Source organism: Stappia sp. WLB 29, assembly GCF_023507705.1.
Classification (GTDB): domain Bacteria; phylum Pseudomonadota; class Alphaproteobacteria; order Rhizobiales; family Stappiaceae; genus Stappia.
In genome coordinates this window covers 333,845-352,838 of record NZ_JALBGD010000002.1, presented here as the reverse complement: position 1 = coordinate 352,838, position 18,994 = coordinate 333,845, and the positions used below count along the sequence as shown (strand labels likewise).

10 protein-coding genes and 1 pseudogene are annotated in these 18,994 nt (G+C 59.5%); 2 read left to right on the top strand and 9 right to left on the bottom strand.

The window, feature by feature from the left end:
* Nucleotides 1-235: 235 nt before the first annotated feature.
* The 3 genes from MNI96_RS04935 to MNI96_RS04925 all read right to left on the bottom strand — a co-directional run bounded on the left by MNI96_RS04935 (nt 236) and on the right by MNI96_RS04925 (nt 9,539).
* Nucleotides 236-4,663, bottom strand: a complete 4,428-nt coding sequence (locus MNI96_RS04935) for a sacsin N-terminal ATP-binding-like domain-containing protein (protein ID WP_249690881.1) — start codon at nt 4,661-4,663, stop codon at nt 236-238.
* 382 nt (nt 4,664-5,045) lie between these two features.
* Nucleotides 5,046-8,441 carry a TM0106 family RecB-like putative nuclease gene (locus tag MNI96_RS04930; RefSeq protein WP_249690880.1) on the bottom strand — a complete coding sequence of 1,132 codons (3,396 nt, stop codon included), beginning with the start codon at nt 8,439-8,441 and terminating at the stop codon, nt 5,046-5,048.
* 99 nt (nt 8,442-8,540) lie between these two features.
* Entirely contained in the window at nt 8,541-9,539 is a 999-nt protein-coding gene (locus tag MNI96_RS04925; protein ID WP_249690879.1) for a hypothetical protein, read from the bottom strand.
* A gap of 707 nt (nt 9,540-10,246) precedes the next feature.
* Between MNI96_RS04925 and MNI96_RS04920 the strand changes: the two genes are divergently transcribed.
* Nucleotides 10,247-11,803 (top strand): Fic family protein, encoded by a 1,557-nt coding sequence (locus tag MNI96_RS04920; RefSeq protein WP_249690878.1) that lies wholly within the window; start codon nt 10,247-10,249, stop codon nt 11,801-11,803.
* Between the two features lie 158 nt (nt 11,804-11,961).
* Here the strand turns inward: MNI96_RS04920 and MNI96_RS04915 are convergent, their stop codons facing one another.
* The 6 genes and pseudogenes from MNI96_RS04915 to MNI96_RS04890 all read right to left on the bottom strand — a co-directional run bounded on the left by MNI96_RS04915 (nt 11,962) and on the right by MNI96_RS04890 (nt 18,394).
* Nucleotides 11,962-13,419, bottom strand: coding sequence for an argonaute/piwi family protein (locus MNI96_RS04915; protein WP_249690877.1), 1,458 nt, complete (start codon nt 13,417-13,419; stop codon nt 11,962-11,964).
* Nucleotides 13,419-14,741, bottom strand: a complete 1,323-nt coding sequence (locus MNI96_RS04910) for a DUF4365 domain-containing protein (RefSeq protein WP_249690876.1) — start codon at nt 14,739-14,741, stop codon at nt 13,419-13,421. The genes MNI96_RS04915 and MNI96_RS04910 overlap by 1 nt, the downstream gene beginning before the upstream one ends.
* Nucleotides 14,742-14,864: 123 nt before the next feature.
* Entirely contained in the window at nt 14,865-15,746 is an 882-nt protein-coding gene (locus MNI96_RS04905) for a pPIWI-associating nuclease domain-containing protein (RefSeq protein ID WP_249690875.1), read from the bottom strand.
* Nucleotides 15,747-15,946: 200 nt separating this feature from the next.
* Entirely contained in the window at nt 15,947-16,882 is a 936-nt protein-coding gene (locus tag MNI96_RS04900; protein WP_249690874.1) for a toll/interleukin-1 receptor domain-containing protein, read from the bottom strand.
* 16 nt (nt 16,883-16,898) lie between these two features.
* Nucleotides 16,899-17,111 (bottom strand): annotated as a pseudogene (locus MNI96_RS04895) (DUF2188 domain-containing protein); the annotation flags it as partial.
* Between the two features lie 287 nt (nt 17,112-17,398).
* On the bottom strand, nt 17,399-18,394 hold the full coding sequence (locus tag MNI96_RS04890) for a hypothetical protein (RefSeq protein WP_249690870.1): 996 nt from the start codon (nt 18,392-18,394) through the stop codon (nt 17,399-17,401).
* Nucleotides 18,395-18,598: 204 nt separating this feature from the next.
* Here MNI96_RS04890 and MNI96_RS04885 point away from each other — a divergent pair, with 204 nt between their 5' ends.
* Nucleotides 18,599-18,961, top strand: a complete 363-nt coding sequence (locus tag MNI96_RS04885; protein ID WP_249690868.1) for a hypothetical protein — start codon at nt 18,599-18,601, stop codon at nt 18,959-18,961.
* Nucleotides 18,962-18,994: the final 33 nt, after the last annotated feature.

Below are 18,994 nucleotides of genomic sequence, written 5' to 3'. Positions count from 1 at the left end.
CAATCCCCACACCTACCGGATATTCGCTACAGGCTCCGATTGTTCTCCCGGACATTGGCAGCCTAGCCGTCGACTGCACCTCGCGGGATCCTTCCTCGGGGACTTTCGTATGCCTGCCTGCGCCCGAAGCTCTTCAGGAGAGCGGAAAAGCAAGGCTGTCAAAGCTGCCAATGGAGCCCTTGCCCATTGCTTCGTTGGAATTGCAACTCCCCAGGTTGGTTCTTGCCGAGGCGGGCTAGTCGGCCTCCGCCTCCTCGCTTGCTTCTTCGAAGTGTATTACGACAGCAGGTGCATCCAGAAGGCCAACTAGCTTCACACCGTTGGCCGGACGCATAGTGGCACAGTTCGCAGGATCGAAAATCAGCCGAACCTCGTCCTTCTGGCCGGTCTCCAGGCCCGATACGAGCGCCAAGATGAAGTCGCTACCTCGTTGCTTTGCTCGTTCAAACTCATTGTTGGAGAGTTCAATCTGAGTTTGCGGTGCGCGCGCAGTTGCCTTCATCTCGACGAAGCGTTTCCAGTCGAATACTCCGTCCGCACCAACGCCATGTCGCTGACGAAAGTCGGTAAGGCGTTGGTCCGGCGATGTCTCCAACGCCTGCTTCAAAATCTCCCACCCTCGTTGTTCCAGATCCGCATTGGTGTAAGCGGCAGGTGCCGAGATTTTACCGCTCGTCGCAAACTCGCTTGGCTTCGGTGGAGTTGAATGCAGGCCCTTAGTCTGCTTCTTGCCTGCCTGCTTCGGGTTGTGGCTTTGCGTACCAGGCTGCACCGTCGCGCCGACCACCGCCCCTGCTGATTGCTTCAGCGTTCTTGGCTCGACCTTCGTCTCGCGGCTTTTCGGCGGGGTGACCTTTATCTTGCTCTTCGGCGCCGCATTAATTGCCGCTGCAGTCTCGGCCATGGCCTCTGTGCGTCTCTCATCACTGGCAAGGCGGATGACCTCTGCGGCCGTGTCCCGGCTCTTAAGCCACGCTAGGGCCCATTCTCCGCCGATACGACGACGCACATCCAGCGGAAAGAACGAGGCAATCGCACGCCCTCCGAACTCACGGTCGCCAATGTCGTCATCCCGCACGTACACTCTGCGCGATGCGTCATCGATGTAAGCGCGAAGACCGACAACGATCCCAGTAGAAGGCAGATGCTCGGCCTTAACCCGAACAGGAATTACACCGTCCGATACATATAGCGGGATTGCCTTGAGTGTATCCCAGCTTATGTTGATGCGATCACGTAGCGTCGGTTCACTGCGCGCCAACTCCGATGACAAATGGTCGACGGCGTGCCCGTATCGCAGGCGCAGTTGTTCGCCGCGTTCTTCTTCCTCCGGCATATCTTGCTCGACGCTAAGTGTGAGTGCCATGACTTCCACGCCGATCGCTCGGCCAAGACCTGGGAAATCCCGAAGGTCGCAAGGGGGCGTCCAGCAGTTCAAAGAGGGAAGTCTGGCCACAAGCTCTTGCCGAAGCTCGGCATTCTCAATCCAGAACACCGGGCGCGTGCTCACCCATTTGTCCGTGCAGTACAACGGAAGCTGGCGTAGTTTGTCGCGGTGACGGCGCTCGGCCGTCCCCACGATCTCCTCCATATAGCGGTAGACATCCATTAGGACGGCGTCTGTAGCCAGGCTGTATTCTTCAGCAGCGAGCTCGCGGCAAAACTGGATACAATCGTCGAGTGTTGGTTCTTCGACACCAAGAGTGACCCAGAGACTGGCACAGCCTGGGCCTCCCGGCACAAAGAGCCGGCGGTCATGGAAGATGTCGACGCCCCGCATAACCTCGTCGGGACGTTTCCATGTTCCATTGCCCACATAGACAAGTCCCGTGCCCGCAAGAAACCGGCGTCTGAGTTCCTGCACACTCATTTCACCGACGAGGGCGTTATACGCCGCTACGCGGGGACATCTTTTGGCAATGGTGCGATAGAGCTGGAGTATATGGAGGTCATCGACGGGTCCGGCCTGGTCGCGGATTTCCTCGAGCCTGCCGACCAGATCGCCCACCCGCACATCCACGATTAACTTGAGTGCTACGGCACAGTCCGCAGACACCTCGTCCAGCGCGATGTCACACACAAACACTTGGTAAAGCGCCTGGGTCTCTGACGTCTTTAGTACGGCCACGTCCGGAGCGACCAGTTCGCCACGGCCTACAGCTACCCAATCACTTTCACGAAGTTCGTTCAGCCATGCGGCGGTGACCTCCCCGCGGCTGTGGATATACTTGGTGGCCACATGCTCAGCCGGAACGCGCTGTCTTGGCGCGTAAAGCCGATCCCAGTGTCTGGAGAGTGTCCGAAGAAGGGCCGGGCTTCGCTGCCGGACATCGCGTTTACTAAGCTTTCTCAGAGCTTTGAGGACGCTGCTTAAGGCAGGCGATAGGTAGTCATACTCCACTTGCTCGGCGCGCCGGGCGCGCAGCTCCGCATACCGGGCGCCTTCACCCCAGCGTACCCGCCCATCCGTCTCCACCACTCGTGGGGCGGTCTCCGCTCCCAGCAGTGTCAGGAAGCGTCTAGGTCCTCGGGATATCGACCCATCTTCGCGCTTGCGCTTGGCCCACCGCCTAGCACCCGTCTTGAGCACGTCTTCGTACTTCGCAGCGATCCACTGGATCCCCGGTGTGGTTCCGGCAGCATCTGGCCAGGTGGAGTTCTCGCCATCGAGAGTTTTGGAGAGATAGGCTTCCGTCAAAGCCACTTTTTGTCGTGCTGGCTTTCCTCCTTTGTAAACCAACCCGTCGACGAGCAGCACGTCGCCGACCGATGGGCCCAGCCTTTCCGCCCTTCTGTCGGACACGCTATCGAAACTCTCACGAAGCTCGCGCAACTCTTCATCTGTGATCTCGATACGATTGCCAGCGAAATGCTCAGCAAATGCCGCAAGCTCGATCTCAGGTTCGAGGTGGCTTGTGAACGCAGCATTCGCGGAAAGCCAAGCGATCACCTCCTTGCCATCTTCGTTGTGACCGAAAGCCGGATGCAGACGATCCATAAGCCGCCACCGCATCGCAAAAGGAGAGGGTGCGGCGTCATAGACTAGCGGCTTTTGCGACTCATCCGCTTCCCTGCAACTGACGATACGCAGATCATCTGTGAGCAAGAACGGCGTGTCGAACAGCTCATCATCAGGATGGTTTTGCACAAGGCGCGAAGCCACTGCCACGCACCATTCCGGGGGCTTGCCGGAAAACTGACCGTCCCGGAGGGCTGAGAGCAATACGGCCGCGTCGATCAGAGGCGATACACCGAGAGCATTGAGAACCTCTCGCCAGCGGCCCTCATCGTCACGGTGCCCCGTCGGAAGGGCGGTGCATTCTGGCTCCAGCTGTTCCAAGTCCGCGCCGCCGAGGACATTGGTGAAGTAGTCTTCTTCGTGAACTATGCGCTCCAGGGGTACCGCCGTTCCTTGGATCGTGAGGGAAGTCTGCTTCGCCAACCAATCTCGGGTTTCAGCAAAGGCACTGGCAAATCTTCCGGAAAGCCAGCGGTCGTCCGCCTTACCCACTGTTTCGGATTCCAGGGGCACAAGGCTCCAGCCTGCTAAGGGATTTGTTCGCAGTTGCTCGGCAGCAATCGTGGCCAGAACTTCACCGGTCCGGTCGATGAGCCAGTTGTTCCATGGATTCTCAATGATGGCTTCGCGCGAGGTGCTCGGATCGAACTGTGCGTCAATCGAGAAAGGGACAGATAATGGCACTTGCGACCGAAAACCTATGAACAGCCCCGCCGGGCTGTTGTCGTTCGCTATGGCGACAGAGATATCCGTGAAATCACTTCGCGCCTTGTGCGCAGGGTGCAGATGGGCGGGTACTGCTACGGTCGCACGCCAGACTGTCCAACTGCCGGCCGGGCCGTTCACCTGCCTGCGTACCAAATGATCTATCGAAGCGTGAGAGACCGTGTAGTGCACCGGCTCCCAAGCCGAGAACGCAAGGGTGCGTTCGGCTATCGATTGCCCATCCAGCGTACACCATCGAAACCGGCACACCGACGCCAGGAAAAGAAGGCTATCTGCTTCCCAAGCTTCGCACCATTCCTTGAGTTCATCCTCATGGAAGCTCGCGTTGAGGTCCGCGACCAGCATCGTGTCGAGGGTCGGATCATAGAAACCGGGAATGGCGTTCTCTGGACCTATCCGATCGAAGCGTAGTTGATCGCCCGAAAAATGATACGGCGCTGAATGGATCGAGACAGCATCGGCGATGCGTTTGAGGGTTTTCATCCCGATACCGAACCGGCCTCGCTGGTCCACGCGGTCAGTCTTGGTTGTGAGGTACGGCAGCGCCATGCCTAGTACATTGTGGCATGTCACCGGTTGGCCATTGTGAACTATTAGTAGCTGCCTTTTCCCAGGCTTTTCGCGGAGCGCAAATCGCACTTCCGTGGCACGCACATCGTCGGCGTTTTGTATGACTTCGATGATGCCCTGGAACTGCTCGACGGCAAGATCCTCCGCTCCCGCCGCCGCGCGATCAATCATGCGCTTTATGAGACCTCGCGAGCTCCGCAGGATCGTCACTGACGTATCGATCATTGCATGCGCAAATTCTGGCGTGCGCGGATCGACAAGTGCCCCCGCCGCCGGGTCATCGTCCCATATCAACCGCGCCGCTTCTGCACCCAGCACAACGTCGGAGACAGATTCATCGACTGACAAGCACCCCTCCCTATCAGATTAAGCCTTTGCAACATGACCCATGCTCCCACGTGTCGCATAGCCTACATTGCTGCCAGCTATGCATCCAGCGAGTCCGCGCCGTACAGCGTATCGAATATGTCCGGACTTGCGCCATAATCGGGCAGGTCCCATGCAGATCATCGTGATGCGCTCATCAGCTGTTGGCCCAAGGAGATATGGGCCTTCGATCCCGCCTCGACCTGGCCTGGCCAATTCGCGTTGGTCAGGTCACTGTTCAGGACGTTGCGTTAGTTCGTTGCATCCGGCATATTCACTAACACGTTCTCCCTGTGTCTTCGGACAGAAGGGTAATCGCACCGAAGGGGACCTCGCGTGAAACTCGCAGCCGGTGCGAGCCGCCTCAGATCACGTTCGCCCGTTCAAGATACCGGCAGAAGGCGTTCGCAAGCTGCATCTGTCGGGGCGTTCGGCACTGCGCTTCGAAAACGGAGGGCGAGGCGACCAACATGCAAGTGCATTTGGCGCGTGAGGTGGCCACATTGAGCCGGTTCAGGCTGTAGAGAAACTCCATGCCGCGCGGCGCGTCGGCATAGCTTGAAGTCGTCATCGAGTAGATGACGATCGGCGCTTCCTGTCCCTGGAACTTGTCGACCGTGCCGATACGGCCGCCGGGAATGTGGTCCCGCATTTCGAAGACTTGGGCGTTGTAAGGCGCGATGATGAGGATGTCGTCGAGCGTCACAGGCGCTTCGACGCCGTGTTTGTCGATCCAGGTCGTGCCCGAACCAAGGATCTCATTCACAAGATCGCGGACACAGTCGGCTTCCTCTGGCGACGAACTCTGATTGCCTTCAGTCGGGACCGGGATATAGCGCAGGCCCGCACCGCTGATACGGCTTCTCGATCTTATGTCCTGCACTTCCAGCCCTGGCCGTGGGTGAAGGCGCCCACCGTAGAACAGCTCGGAGGTATAGGCGCAGATGTCCGGGTGAAGCCGCCACGTCTCGGCGAGAAACAGCCCGTGGTCATCGGCAATGGTTTGATCACCGCCGAGGATGTGATGGAGCGATGAGACGTCGGTGCCTTCGGGATGGCTGCCCTGCATGGGTTGGTCGAGTTGTTGCGGATCACCGAGCAGCACGATAGTGGATGCCGCCTGAGAGACGGCCAGCACATTGGCAAGCGCCATCTGCGCCGCTTCGTCGATAAAGAGGACATCGACAGCTTCGGCGGCGTCGGGCGAGGCCCAGAGCCACGCTGTGCCGCCGCCGACGTGAACGCCGTGGCCGATGGCTCCGAGCAGTTCGGGCGCCTTGGTCGTGAAGCGCAGGCGGTGAACGCCGTCCTCTTTGTCGGCAGGCTTCTGCATGCACTGGACGTCGATGCCCATCTCGTCGGCCGCCGTCACGACAGCATTCAGAAGATTGCGGATGACCTTGTGGCTGTTGGCGGTCACGCCGACGGTCTTTCCGGCCTGAACGAGGACGCAGATCATGCGGGCGCCGGTGTGGGTCTTGCCGGCACCGGGCGGGCCTTGAATGGGAAAGACGCCCGGCTGCAGAAAGGGTGCGATGCGGAGCGCGGCATCGAGCGCCGGTTCGCCATCCTGCTGGATCGGCTGGTCGCCGATCCGCGGTGGCATCCGCATGAGAAGATCGCGGGCGGCCCTATATGGACCGTCGCCTTCCATGCCGTTTGCGGCGACATAGGTGCCAATGCGGACGAGTGCTTCCGCAAGGACCTCTGCTCTTACAACCTTGTGCGCAAACACGGCGCCGGAATGCAGGCCGGCGGTGTCCATCCGCTTTTTGATGTCAACCCAGCGCTCTTCGAGCGAAATTGCCTCGACCGAACCAAGCTTCGCGCCGCCCAGATTGTGCAAGCCTTCCCCGCCGCGCAGTTCCGTTTCCTGCGGCGGGAAGCCGTAGCGGTGGATCGGCGCCTTGGCGGTGCCGCCGGTCACACCGATGAAGGAAAGGCCGGACAGGCCCGCCCTCTCTTCGAGCAGATCCTCTGCGGCTAAGTCGGACAGCCTGAAATACTCCCACCACAGCGCCTTCTGCTCCCGGCGATGCCAGTCGAGCGAATGGGCAAGCAGCCAGCGCGCATGCTGCTCAGGCGTCCGGTCCGCGGGATTGGGAGGCACGTCGCCCTTCAGCTGCGCGATCAGCGCATTGATCTGCTCCTGCCATTCGCTAAGCTTTTCACTTGGCGCACCTTCCGGTGCCTCCGGGCGTGGCACGACCGTACCGCCTGCGACCAAATCATCGCGCCGGGTCTCGAGCCAGTCGCGCAGCTGCCAGGTCGAAACGCAGTCGTCGCGGTTATAGCCAGCGACCACCGCCCGGTCGGCCTCGTCGATGAATTCGAGATCGCCAAGCTCTAGGCAGGCCTGGACTTTGGCGAGCGCCATGTTGGCGTCGGACAGCTTTGTGTCGCGCGTGAAGCCGTAAAGGGATTCGAGCTTCTTGATCGAGTAGCTCTCGACGCTCGCCCGCAAGCCGTTCCGAACAACGCCGTAAAGATCGACGAAGCGCTTGGAGCGCAGCAGGAAGTCGATCTCCTCCTCGCGGCTCGCGTAGCGGCCCATCAGCCGCTTGAGCGCTGCCGGCTCGTAGGGCGCGAAGTGGTAGATGTGCAGATCGGGGTGCTGTTCGAGACGCGCCATGACGAAGTCGATGAAGCGCTCGAAATTCGCCTTCTCCTCTTCGCGGGAGAATGCCCAGTCGCAGGTGTAGCTGGCGGTGTCGTCCGCATCCTTGAAGCTGTAGCCGAACAGATATTCGAGCCCGCCTTCGCCTGCGAAGGGATCGCCTTCGAGGTCGAAGAAGACATCCCCGGCGGACGGCGCCGGCAAGCTCGCAAGCCCGAACCCCGGCACCACAGGGAGTAACTCGTGGAGCATGGCACCTGCCGCGCGGCCTTCGACCTGGATGCGCGCCTGTTCGCGGACGCGCTCGTAGGAATGGGCCGCACCGCGGGTGGGCTTCCAGGCAAGGGGTAAGGGCATGACCGCGAGGTTGGCGGCGGTCTCGATGCCCTGGCGCTTGAGTTCGTCGATCTGGACCTTGCTGATACCGGCCACGAGGGAGAGATGATCGTCGGCGCGCCGCCGCTGGTCGCAACGATCCTGCCAGCGGCAGATATCGCAATGCGTTTTCGGGTCGGGATAAATCTCCGAGTCTCCATGCTCGTCGATCGCGCGGGCGAGCCCGTCCCGTACCCGACGGTAATAGGCCGCATAGTCATCCATGCGGAAGACCTGCGGCTCATAGTCGGACCAGGGGGCGACGACGTAGGAATATGCTGGCGTCAGCCCCTGCACCGAGGCCACGAGTTCGGCGTAAAGGCAGAGTTGCAGGACGGTGCCGCCTTTGGTCTCGCGGGCGAGCTTGGTGTCAATCACCTCATAGGACCAGGCTCCCAGATCGCTCGGCGTGTCGATGCGCCGGAGAATGTCGGAACGACCGACCCAGCCATTCAGCCGAAACGCGCCCTGCACGATGATAGGATGGCCTTCGATCATCGCCGTGCGGGTCTGGGCGACCGCGTCGTCATCGACCCCGACGCCGTCGATAACGGTGACGTCGAATCCTTGCGCCTTCAGGTGCTCCATATAGCCCCGTTCGTGGCGTGCGCCGCGCTCCCAGAGGATCTGGAGGAGCGGGTCCCAGAAGGCGGGTTTGGGAAGTGTGCCGCGCGCGACCTCTATGTCGAGACCGGTCAAATGGCGGCAGTTCAGGTGCCCGATCAGGTCGGACGCGCTAAGCAGGAGTGAGTCGTCGCGCAACTGCATAGGATAGTATAACCCAGCAGCCCTGCACGCGACAATGTTTGGTTCCGGACTGCAATACTTCGCTGAAGTCACCAACAAATGTAGTACGGCATGTGGGTACTAGTGGCGGCCAGAATGCCTCCAATCCAAAACTGTCTCGGTTGGTAGCCGGTAACGGGAACGGCCACCGGCGTCGTAGATGACGGAAATGGGCGCGCGAAGGAGCCATTTGCGGGCCATCTGCGGATGGTAGCGTCGATAAGCTTGTGCGAATATGCCAGTCATCTGTCGGCCTCGAAATGCAGACTCAACGTGTCCTGCAGTTTTCCCAATGTGCCATCCTTGCGAAACCGCGTGCCACTGATGATGAACGTGGCGCCTTTGTCGCTCGCGTAGAGGGGTAATTCCCGTGACGGAAAGACGTAGGAAGCGCCCGCGGTTTTCCGCAGCCACGATATCTCCCATTTCAATGCCCAGTATCGATTGGGCGAGGGCGCAACGCTCGGCTTCCAACTCCGTCTCCCAGTCGGCCAGTTCATCTTCGAGACGCGCCAAAGCTTCCCGCGCCGACCGAAAGGGCCGCTCTCTTCCGAACCATATTCGGTCCGCGAGCAACAGCTCGTCGTCTGGGACCTGCCGTTCAATCGCGTATGTAGCGCGAGATATCATCTCATGTACGCGATCGGCCTCGAGCAATCCCTGCAGGCGCTCTCGGTAGGGTTTCACGGTGGCACGGGAAACGCCTGGAGGCAGCTCGATTTCCCGAACCGGCATGTAATCGATCGGCATAATGTCGCGCAGCTTGAGTCTGCCGGTGGCGACCCGTTCGGGCGGATCCTCGTCGCGCCACGCTCGCCGAGCGCTTTCCACCCAGACTTCGGTGGCCGAAACACACAAGGTGCTGTCCAGGAAGACATGCGCTGCCGGCGCATAAAGATACCGGGCCGACCACGCGTGATCCGCGGCGATCAGCGGCATGACGACGTGGTCCAATTTCTGGTCCCGGACGACGCGCACAAGAGAGGCAATCCGCTCCTGCAGATGTGCCGTCAGACGCACGAAGACCGCAGGGCCATTTGCCGTGTGCCGCCTGGGCTCGCGATCGCTTTCAAACATCAAGAGCTGTGGTCGTGCGAGTGGCAGGAGCTTTCCAACCAGACTGGCCGCACTGGCTTGAACCGAATGGCTCCAGTTGGCGGCGACTTGACCCTCTTTGACCCAGTGATGCCCGCGGTTTTGAATGAGGAGCAGTATCTGTACGGCGAGATCGGGTCGGGGTGGAGTTCGGGCAGCCTGGGCCTGCGTGTCTCGGTCCCACCCACATCCACACCACGAGCGATCAACTCGCTAAGCGCAGCCTCGTAGAATTGCTGTTGCAGTTTTGATAATGTTACAACTGCTTTCGCACGTGCCGTTTCCCGGCGTTTGCGATCGACCTCTTCTCGGAACGCCGCAAGGGGCGGACGTTTCGGCGTCTGCCCGGATTGAACCCTGGCCCAGTAGCCTCGCGGCGGTTTGGGAACCTGAAGACGGGCGCATAGCTTAGCGATTGCGACATCCGAAACGCCAAGTTCCCTGGCCACCTCCTGCGTCGGCTTCTCCCAAACCAGCGCGAACAGTTCCTCGCGCCAGAGCTCTTTTGACGGCATTTTGGCTCCATTCTGGTCAGTGGCCTGCGGGTGTGTTTCGTCTTGTTATCGACACTCATATCTTATCGTGAACGATTTTCGACATTGGTGTTTGATTTTCAATCCTTGGACTGTAAACTCCTTTCGACAGACTCGCGACATATGATCGATATTCGACAATCATGAGAGAAAGCCGACATGAAACTCGACGTCGGGAAATCTGCCCATTTTCAGAACGAATCCGTTCCAGAGGGCACGCGGCTCGCGGGTTGGGCCGCTCTCGTCCAAGCACTCGACGTGAAGGCGCCCGTGAGAAACCCCGCCTGTATTTCCGAACGGCATGTGCGCGGCAATCGCCGGGGGGAGGGCATCTGGGAGGTCTATGACAAGCGGTATCAACCGGAAGACACCCTAGATGGGCATCTCGGCTTTGCCCTGCGTCATGAGCCGATCGATCTTCTGGTGCTCAAGCGCATCCTCGATGCGTTGCCGGAACAGAACCTCATAGACTTCATCCAGCGGACACCGACCGGCGCGGCGACGCGGCGCGCATGGTTCTTTTACGAAACCCTGAGCGGCAAGCGGCTGGATATCGACGACGCCCCCACAGTTACCGCCGTCGACGCACTCGATCCCGAAGCCTATTTCACCTGCCCCGCGTCCCTGTCTCTGCGCCATCGGGTGCGCAACAATCTGCTTGGCACCGGCGCGCTCTGTCCGGTGATCAGGCGCACAGAAAAGCTGGAGGCATTTCTGGCCCTCGATCTTTCTAGGAAGGCCCAGGAGACGATAGGGCGAACAGGCGCCCACGTCGTTTCCCGGGCCGCGAGCTTTCTCCTCCTCGCGGACAGCCGTGCCAGCTTCGAGATTGAAGGGGAGCGCGTGCCAGCCAATCGGCTTGAGCGCTGGGGACGCGCCGTTCTCGAGGCCGGCAAGCGTCCGCTAAACCAGTCCGAGATCTACCGCCTGCACCGCATCCTGATCGGCGATGACCGTTTCACCGAAATCGGATATCGCAGCGACGGCGTGTTTCTGGGCGAGCGGGATCACAACCATGATCCGCTGCCCGAGTTCATCGGTGCCCGTCCTCAGGATGTTCTCGACATCATGACCGGCCTCAATGAGTGCAACAACAGGCTGCGGACCTCAGACGTCGATCCGGTCCTGCAGGCCGCTGCGATCGCATTCGGGTTTGTCTATGTGCACCCGCTGGCTGACGGCAACGGGCGCCTGCACCGCTGTCTCATCCACCACGTGCTTGCCGAGCGTAAATACACCCCGCCGGGCATGGTGTTTCCCGTCTCGGCAGTCATGTTGGATCGCATCGACGACTATGCCGCTACCCTGAAGCGGCACTCCGGTCCCTTGATGGGGTTCATCGACTGGCGCGCGCTGCCCAGTCACAATGTCGAGGTCACCAACGACACGGCGGACCTTTATCGCTATTTTGACTGCACCGAGGAGGCTGAGTTCCTCTATAGCTGCGTGCAGCGAACCGTAGAGGTCGATCTGCCGCGCGAGATCGACTATCTCAAGTGCCGCGACGAGGCTCTGACGGCCGTCATGAATCTGGTCGAAATGCCCGACCGCATGGCGCAGGACCTCATCATGCACATCCGTCAGAACGGCGGCTCGCTCAGCAAACGCCGCCGAACGGGCGAGTTTGAAAAACTGCGGGACGACGAGGTCAGTCGGATTGAGGCAATCGTCGCAGATGCCTTCGATGATTTTGACAGCAAATACGCTTCGGAATAGTGGGTTCAGCCAGGAAGATGTTTAACCTCGAGCTTCAGTTCGAGGGAACAGCGATTGTCACGAAATTGTTGATGCCGCTGCAAGCTGGCGATTAGCGTCTGTCCCAGATCGACAGAGCGCGTCAGAGAACTTCCAAAAGCACGTTGTACCGTCGAAGTCTATATATATCTGCGGTAATCTGAACTTACTGTTTGGCCTTCAGCCATATATTTCAGGACCTCCCCCACCTTACGCGCTGCCCGGATAGGGATCGGAAGGCGCTGGTTCATCTGCGTTGAATTCCAATTGATTTTCGTCAACGAGAAGACTTCCTCAGCGATCTGGGCAATCGTGCTATCGCAGCTTTTGTGCGGACAAAGCAGCAGCGGACGCGGATCATACAGCCCCGGGTAGGTGCCATAGTAGGGTATGCTGCCATTCGTATAGAGCAGGCCTTTGCCCGCCAGGTTCACGAATGTGCCTCGCAGGACCGGATAGTTTCCATCACGCAGGATCTTTGCTGCGTACGACTCCTGAACCCAGACCAGATCGCGAAGCTCGGAGCCCGCTTCTTCCAGCGCGCGCAGAATGCCGTCGGCCTCATCCTCCCGGAAACGGGAGGTTTTGAGCACAATGACCCGTGCCGGATAGTGCTTGTGATGATTCTTGTAGGCTGCGAGCACCTGCTCGATGAGCTCGTACGCATCATTTTCGGTCATATAGGGGTGACGGCCGCGGCTTTCGGTTTGCGCCCTCTTCCCCTTGAGAATGAACCCGCGCCCGCGCTCATCGAACATTTGCGCCGCGCTGGTAAAAAGCTGCTGGCCGCCAGCTTCGCGATAGAAGCTGATCCCTACATAGCAAGCGGCAAATTCCCCCTCCCGTGGCGGGCGGCGCCACGGGATGCGGCCGCTGCCTTTAAAATAGAGAGTGGTGAAGAGGTTCCAGCTCCTGTCTGCCTCGTCCTGGATCTCGCGGTCTTTGCTCTCCTTGATCTTCCGGGGGATTGCCGCCTTCTCGTCGATGACATCTTCCCAGACGATCTGGATCGGAAAGTTCAGGCCCATCGTCCGGGCTTTGAGCATCCCCCGGAAATTCGGGGCATCTGAGCCGCTGCTGTCTTCCTTCTCAGTCGTGCTTTTTGAGTCGACCTTTGCATTCCAGACACGCTCGATAAGGGCGACTGGCAAGGCAACGATCGCAACATCAGGCCTGTCCCCGCTGTCATCCAGCGTCTGCAGCAGTGAGTATATTTCCTCGACTGCCATCTCGACCGCCTTCTGATGGTGCGGCTCCTTGACGATCTTATCGATCTTGCTCTGGGACAGCGCGGCCGTAGCATTTTCCGAGATCTCAAACCGGCAGCGAAAGGGGTTCTGATTGCCAAGCCCGGGAAAATCCGGGTGCAAATTGGGATGCCTCTCGCCTTTGCCTTTGATCCCCGTCGCAACTGCCGAGAAGTACTTCTGCGTGCTCTCGACGGTTTTCGTGCTTCCGACAACTCCGACCCTGATCAGCTCCCCCAGGGGCGGCTGCAGCGGCCCCGCCTCAACGAGTCCGCGGCGCGGATCGAGGCCGTGGTGCTGGTCGCCGAATTCCAGCTCGGGTTCTTCGAATATCTTGCTCTCAAATTCCATCAGACCGCGAACCTTTCCTGCTCGGCTGGTTCTTCGGGCCGTTTCTTCGGCGCACCCCAGACATCTTCCGGCACACGTGTATCAAGCGCGATCTGCGGCGGCGGAGCGAATTTCAGGCAAGGCTCCTGAACCGCATGACGCCCAAAGAGATCATCGCCTGCGCTTTGCTTCTGGGTAAGGAAGCGATGCCACATGATCACCTGACCGCGCAGCGAGGCGCTGTTATCCAGGCGCTTCTTTCCCGCGAGCAAAGCCTGCGGGTAAGAGTGCGGTGTGAAGCCGTCTGTCGTAAAATAGTAGGTGGGGGTAACGATCAAGAACCACTGATCGTCGAGCAGTTCGAAGCGCGGCGCGAATGCGTGGTGGCGCACGTAGGCAACAAGCCCCTCTTCCTTCTTGCTGGTAATGACGTTCACGACGTCGGCATGTGTCTTTTTCTGCGTCGACTCGTAATGGAACCGGCGTGGCACATTTTTCTCTTCCGCCCGGAAATACAGCAGCTTGCGCTCCTTCTCCCAGTTCAGGTCTTCCCCAACCTGGTGCTTGAGCGTCTGCCGTAGCAGGAAAGAGAAATTGTGCTGCTCGTCGAGGTCCTCGTGGAAAGCCAAAAAGCTCGTCTCGATCGCCTCAACCTGATCGGCATCGACAATGTCGCGGCACGCGGAATTGCGTGGATCGTGAAACGACCAGAACGAGCCGCCCTTAATGACCCAGTCGAACCTAGCGGGTCCGTCACCTTCCAGAAGCAACGACGTCGCCTTCGGCCCCGTATACGGTGTCGAAGCAACGAATATCTCGGGGGGCAGGGTAATCGGCAGCAAATTGACAAGAGCGCTCTCGCCTCCGCCAAGCGGCGGAACGTAGTAGCCGAATCCTGCCTTAGGCACGGTAAGGGCGGCCAGACGGTCGACCGCATTGCGGTCTAAAACATCCTGCACCTTATCGAACCGTAGTCGGCGCTCACCCGCTGTGACTCCGCTCGGGACTTCCTTCCAGTAGAAGCTCTCGTCCGATTTTCGATAGAGGACGATGATCACGGGCAGGTTCGATCCGCGCCAGTAATCCAGGTCTTTCGGCTTGAGCAGATAGCTGAACCCCGTATCGTCTTCGGACGTGTATTTCCCTTCTGCCGTTGCCTTGACCTGCACGGCGATCATTCGCGCCAGCGGGCGGCCTTCATCCATCACTTCGGCGATACCGTCGATCCCGGCTTCAAGGCGGGACCGGCCGTCAAACTGAAAGCCGATGTGAAGAAATCGCTGTCCGACAGCGAGTTCTCCGATCTGACCGAGCATCTGGTTTGGCGTAAGGATCTTCGACATGATGATAATCATAGAACAATCAGAGAACATTTGCCACGATAGCGGAGGATTTGCTCCGCGACACTGTGGATTATTCTGAACCTGAAACGTCCGGTGGAACCTTTCTCCCGCGCCGCGTGGGGGTTAGTGAATGAGTCGTGAGAGGTAGAGAATCCCGTCTTCAACGCGCACGCGGATCGCCTGCAGCTTGTTGAAGCTGAATTTTCCGGCCTCGCCATGTGTACCCTGGTTGAAGGTCTGGAAGAGCGCGACGACATTCTCGATGTCGCTGTCGACAAAAGACTCCAGTTCGTCCCCCGCCATACCGCTCCGGTGAAGAATGTATTTGATCTTTGCCCGTCTGGTCGGCGTTCCCTGCTGTGTCCGGTCACAGTCGGGAATTGCTTGTTCGACCGCCTCATTGGGGGCGTGGATGTCGAGGATGCGTGTGATGATCTCGCGCGCACTGGTGCAGAAATGGCGGGCCGCGTCGGGGTTTTGCGGACTGAGCGAGTAGAGCGCGCCGCGCCACCTGTCGCAAAGATCTGCGGATAGACGTTGAAGGATCGGCGTGAGCGGACTTTCGGGCTCATTGGGTGCCGGTGCGTTGTCAGCGATGGCGCTGTCTTCCAGCAGCGCGTTCATCAGACCGGCGTTATTCGCGGCCTCACGCTCTGACAGGTCCAGCAGTTCATTGTAGCGCTCGTCGAAGCGCCCCTGATCGGCTGCGCTTTCAAGACGCTCATACGCCGCCTGCATGGAGTCGACCGACACCCGGTAGGTCACATAGCGTGTGGTGTTCGCCTGGCGGTTAAGGCGCGCAATTTCGTTCTTGAGCCGCTGCCGGTTCGCGCGGACCCTGGAGTTGTGCGCCCTGACCTCGCGGTTGTAGCGGTCAACCTCCTGCTTGACCTTACGGTTATACTCTCGGATGCCGCGATTAAGGTCATCGATGGCCCGTTTCTGCTTCTGCTGAGCCTGTCGCATCATGCTTTTGAACTGCGACGGCGTTACGCGGCGCGCCATTTCCAATCCTCCTGTCTGATTTTTCGGATTTCAGCCTGTATAGCGTTCACTCCCATCCCCGTCGGATGTCTGTTCGCTGGCATTCTGGGCAGTGGATTGGATATGTCGGCTGATCGCGGCGGCGCGCCTCGCGCTTTTCGTCCTCGTCGAGAACGTCTTCCTCGAAACGCTTGCCGCAGTTCATGCACCGAAAGCGGATCCTATTCGTCATGGGACACCCCCGCCTGATCCAGAAAATTGGTCCACAGAAGAGCCGACGCCTGCTCCGGGGTCAGCCGCTCACTGCTCGTTTCAAAACCAAACGGCCCCGATTTTAGGAAAAGCTCGTAGTTGTCGCTCTCGATCGTGAAGCCGCCATTGGCGGTGTTGGGCAGGGCGTTCTCCTGAAAAGAATAGAAGATGTCGGAAAAACCCATCGCACCGCTCTGGCCGTGTACGGTGATGTGGGCCGTGCCATGATCGATCGCCCGGTTGATAAGGGTGCAGGTGAAGCTGAGGGGGCCGGTTGATACATAGCGTGCACGGACGCCTTCAATCTGATCTACTTCGGCAACCGCCCGCTCAAAATAGCGCCGCATGATCTCGAATGCGTTCGACCGGAAGTCGCTGCGGTCGATTTCGTCGAACTCCCGTTTGATACGGTACCGTGAACTTGCGGCACGAGCAGGCGGCGCAGGCTCGTCCTCCCGGTCATCGGCCCTATCTTCGCGCGCAACGGCCCGCCGCAGTTCGGTGACAACATCGAGAAACGCGTTGTTCTGATTCGTCCATTCACTGACAGGATGACCGTCGCGCGGGAGCGCCTTCAACTGCTTCAGGGGCGAGGACTTCCAGTCGCATGGTTCAACGATGATCGGAACGACGATGGCCTCGCCGCTTTCGTGCCGTTCCAGGGCGCGGCGCAGCTCGCGATCATAGCAATAGTCCGAAGCGAGGAAATCGGGACTGACAAGGAGCAGGAACAGCTCGCTTGATTCGAGTTGCGCTGTAATCTCGCTGTCGAGGTCGCTCCCCGCGAGAATCTCGCGATCATACCATTCAGTGATTTGTCCCTCACGCCGGAGCATCGACAAGTGGGTATGAAGGCGCTCGAGCGCAGCCGTATCGCGATGTGAGTATGAGATGAACGCCTTCATGCCGGCCCTGCCTTTCTCAGTGCTTCTTGTCCCGCGGTGGGCAAGGATCATTGCCCGGTGCGACCGTGTCGGAGTCGCGCCACCTGCCATCACGTCCCTGAATGCGAACCTCGCCACCACCAAGATTGCCGACGGTCTGCTTGGCCGCCTGCTCGGCTGCGCGTTGCGTTGTGTGCACGCTGCTCGCGCGTTGCCCGCCAGGCGCCTTCACGGCCCAGCCTTTCGGATGTTTGGTTACATATCCTCGAGTTCCAGTGCGACGACATTTTCAATCGCGAAATTTGTCCAGAAGTAAGAAAAGCTCGGGCAATCAGCAGGAAGAGGACTTGCCTGCAACTCCGAGAACATCTTCAGGCACTGGTTTATTAGGGCGTAGTCATATTCGAAAAGCACAGATTTACTCCTTTCTGTAGGCAGCCGAGTTCGTTCTCGGAAGAGACCGAGTTGGACAACCACAGGGTTGATGAAGAGCCGCTAGGCCACGACGCTCTCTGCTCCGAGACGCTCAGTCACGGATCAAAGAACGGATTGCAGACGTCGCTCCGGATCGTCAGCAAAGTCGGAAAGTTCGCGTTCGCTGAGACGCTCCCAGCGGATACCTGACACAATCACCCAGGCGCCGTTGGCGTTCTGTCGGCGCCAATACGGGTGCGACAATGCGTGAAGGTGAGTGAGAGCCGCTTCGAACGTGTCGAAGTCACGCTCACTGCCCTTGGCGCCGACGCGGTACCCATTCGCTCCACGCAGGCCCGGATGGAAAATGCTCCCATCGCGAGACACCGGCACGAACACATAAGCGTCTTCCACCGGCTCAGCGGCTTGCTCGTGATCGTCATGCTCTTGGCGCTGCCAAATCGAGTCCCAATAGTCGGGGCGCACACGAAGCCACGCCAGAGCATCGCTTGCGAGCACCTTGCCGTTCTCTGACCGCAAGCCTTTGTCCTTCTTCGACATCAGATTGCGGATTGAGCGCTCGGAGACGTTCCCGAGGCGCGCCAACGCAGCCGGTTCGATCGGCTCGTTGTTGTCCAACGCCCAGCGGCCTTTTGCCCAGGTCAGCAAGGGACCGATTTCGTCGAACTCTTCGAGCCCCCACTGCTTGATTGGCGTCGCCTGCCAGAACGCATCAACCTGGTCGATCATCGCCTGGATGTGTTCTGCCCAATCGCCAGCTTCATCCTCAACCGGCAGCACGATCCCGTATTCCGCGTAGGCAAGGAGGTTGTGCATGACCGGCCCGTGCCCCATGGCCGAAAAGAACATCGAACTGTTGTCCGATACGTAAGTCCGCCATTCGCGGGCGTCTCGGGTCTCGGCCCCGAGCCAATCGTTCAGCAGAGCGGCCATGGCTGCATCCGCCGAAGCTACATCGGCCAGTTTCGAAAGATAGTCGCCAAGCGCCAGCAGGATGCACTCGAAGGTACGCCCCCCATCGAGCACATTGCCGTAGCTCTCGTGGAACCACTCCATGCGCTCTTCTGCGCTGATGTCTGCATAGCGGCGTTCGGACACGACACGTCTCCCCGTTGATGGTGAGAGCGTTGTAGCTGACATCCACGATCATATCAAGTGAAAAATGAAATCACTAATCATACCCTTAGATCGTCGGCAATAAAATGGCTGTTTCCTGCCATCCCTTCCGCCCAAATCCACCCTTGGCCCCGACCAGCCGGCGTCCTATCGCAGCAAGATCACACCTGAAACCGAGGTACGATCATGAAAAATACGATCCGAACTGCCGCTCTCAGCCTCCTGCTTGCCGGCTCGGCAGCGAGCAACGCCACAGCGGATCAGATCGACCCTGCCCTCGAACAGGCGATCCGCGACAAGGCTGCCAGCGTGCTCAACGACCCCTACTCCGCCGTCTTCACCTTCGACATCGTTCGGGTGATGGGTGACAACGAAGCGGGCAAGATCTGCGGCACGGTCAACGCCAAGAACGGCTTCGGTGCCTATACCGGCAAGCAGTTCTTTTTCGCGGGCTATCTGCACCAGGGCGGGGTCTACGAGGTGTTCGCATTCAAAGTGCCGGGCTACAGCCTGGAGCTTGCGATCGCGAACGGCCGGATCTGTGACTAGAGGGGCGCGCCGTTCAATCGGGCCGCGATCCGC

Coding starts and splice junctions, on each gene's coding strand:
- MNI96_RS04920 (WP_249690878.1), top strand. CDS start 10,247: ATGAAACTCGACGTCGGGAAATCTGCCCATTTTCAGAACGAATCCGTT.
- MNI96_RS04885 (WP_249690868.1), top strand. CDS start 18,599: ATGAAAAATACGATCCGAACTGCCGCTCTCAGCCTCCTGCTTGCCGGC.
- MNI96_RS04930 (WP_249690880.1), bottom strand. CDS start 8,441: ATGCAGTTGCGCGACGACTCACTCCTGCTTAGCGCGTCCGACCTGATC.
- MNI96_RS04915 (WP_249690877.1), bottom strand. CDS start 13,419: ATGGAATTTGAGAGCAAGATATTCGAAGAACCCGAGCTGGAATTCGGC.
- MNI96_RS04905 (WP_249690875.1), bottom strand. CDS start 15,746: ATGGCGCGCCGCGTAACGCCGTCGCAGTTCAAAAGCATGATGCGACAG.
- MNI96_RS04900 (WP_249690874.1), bottom strand. CDS start 16,882: ATGAAGGCGTTCATCTCATACTCACATCGCGATACGGCTGCGCTCGAG.
- MNI96_RS04910 (WP_249690876.1), bottom strand. CDS start 14,741: ATGTCGAAGATCCTTACGCCAAACCAGATGCTCGGTCAGATCGGAGAA.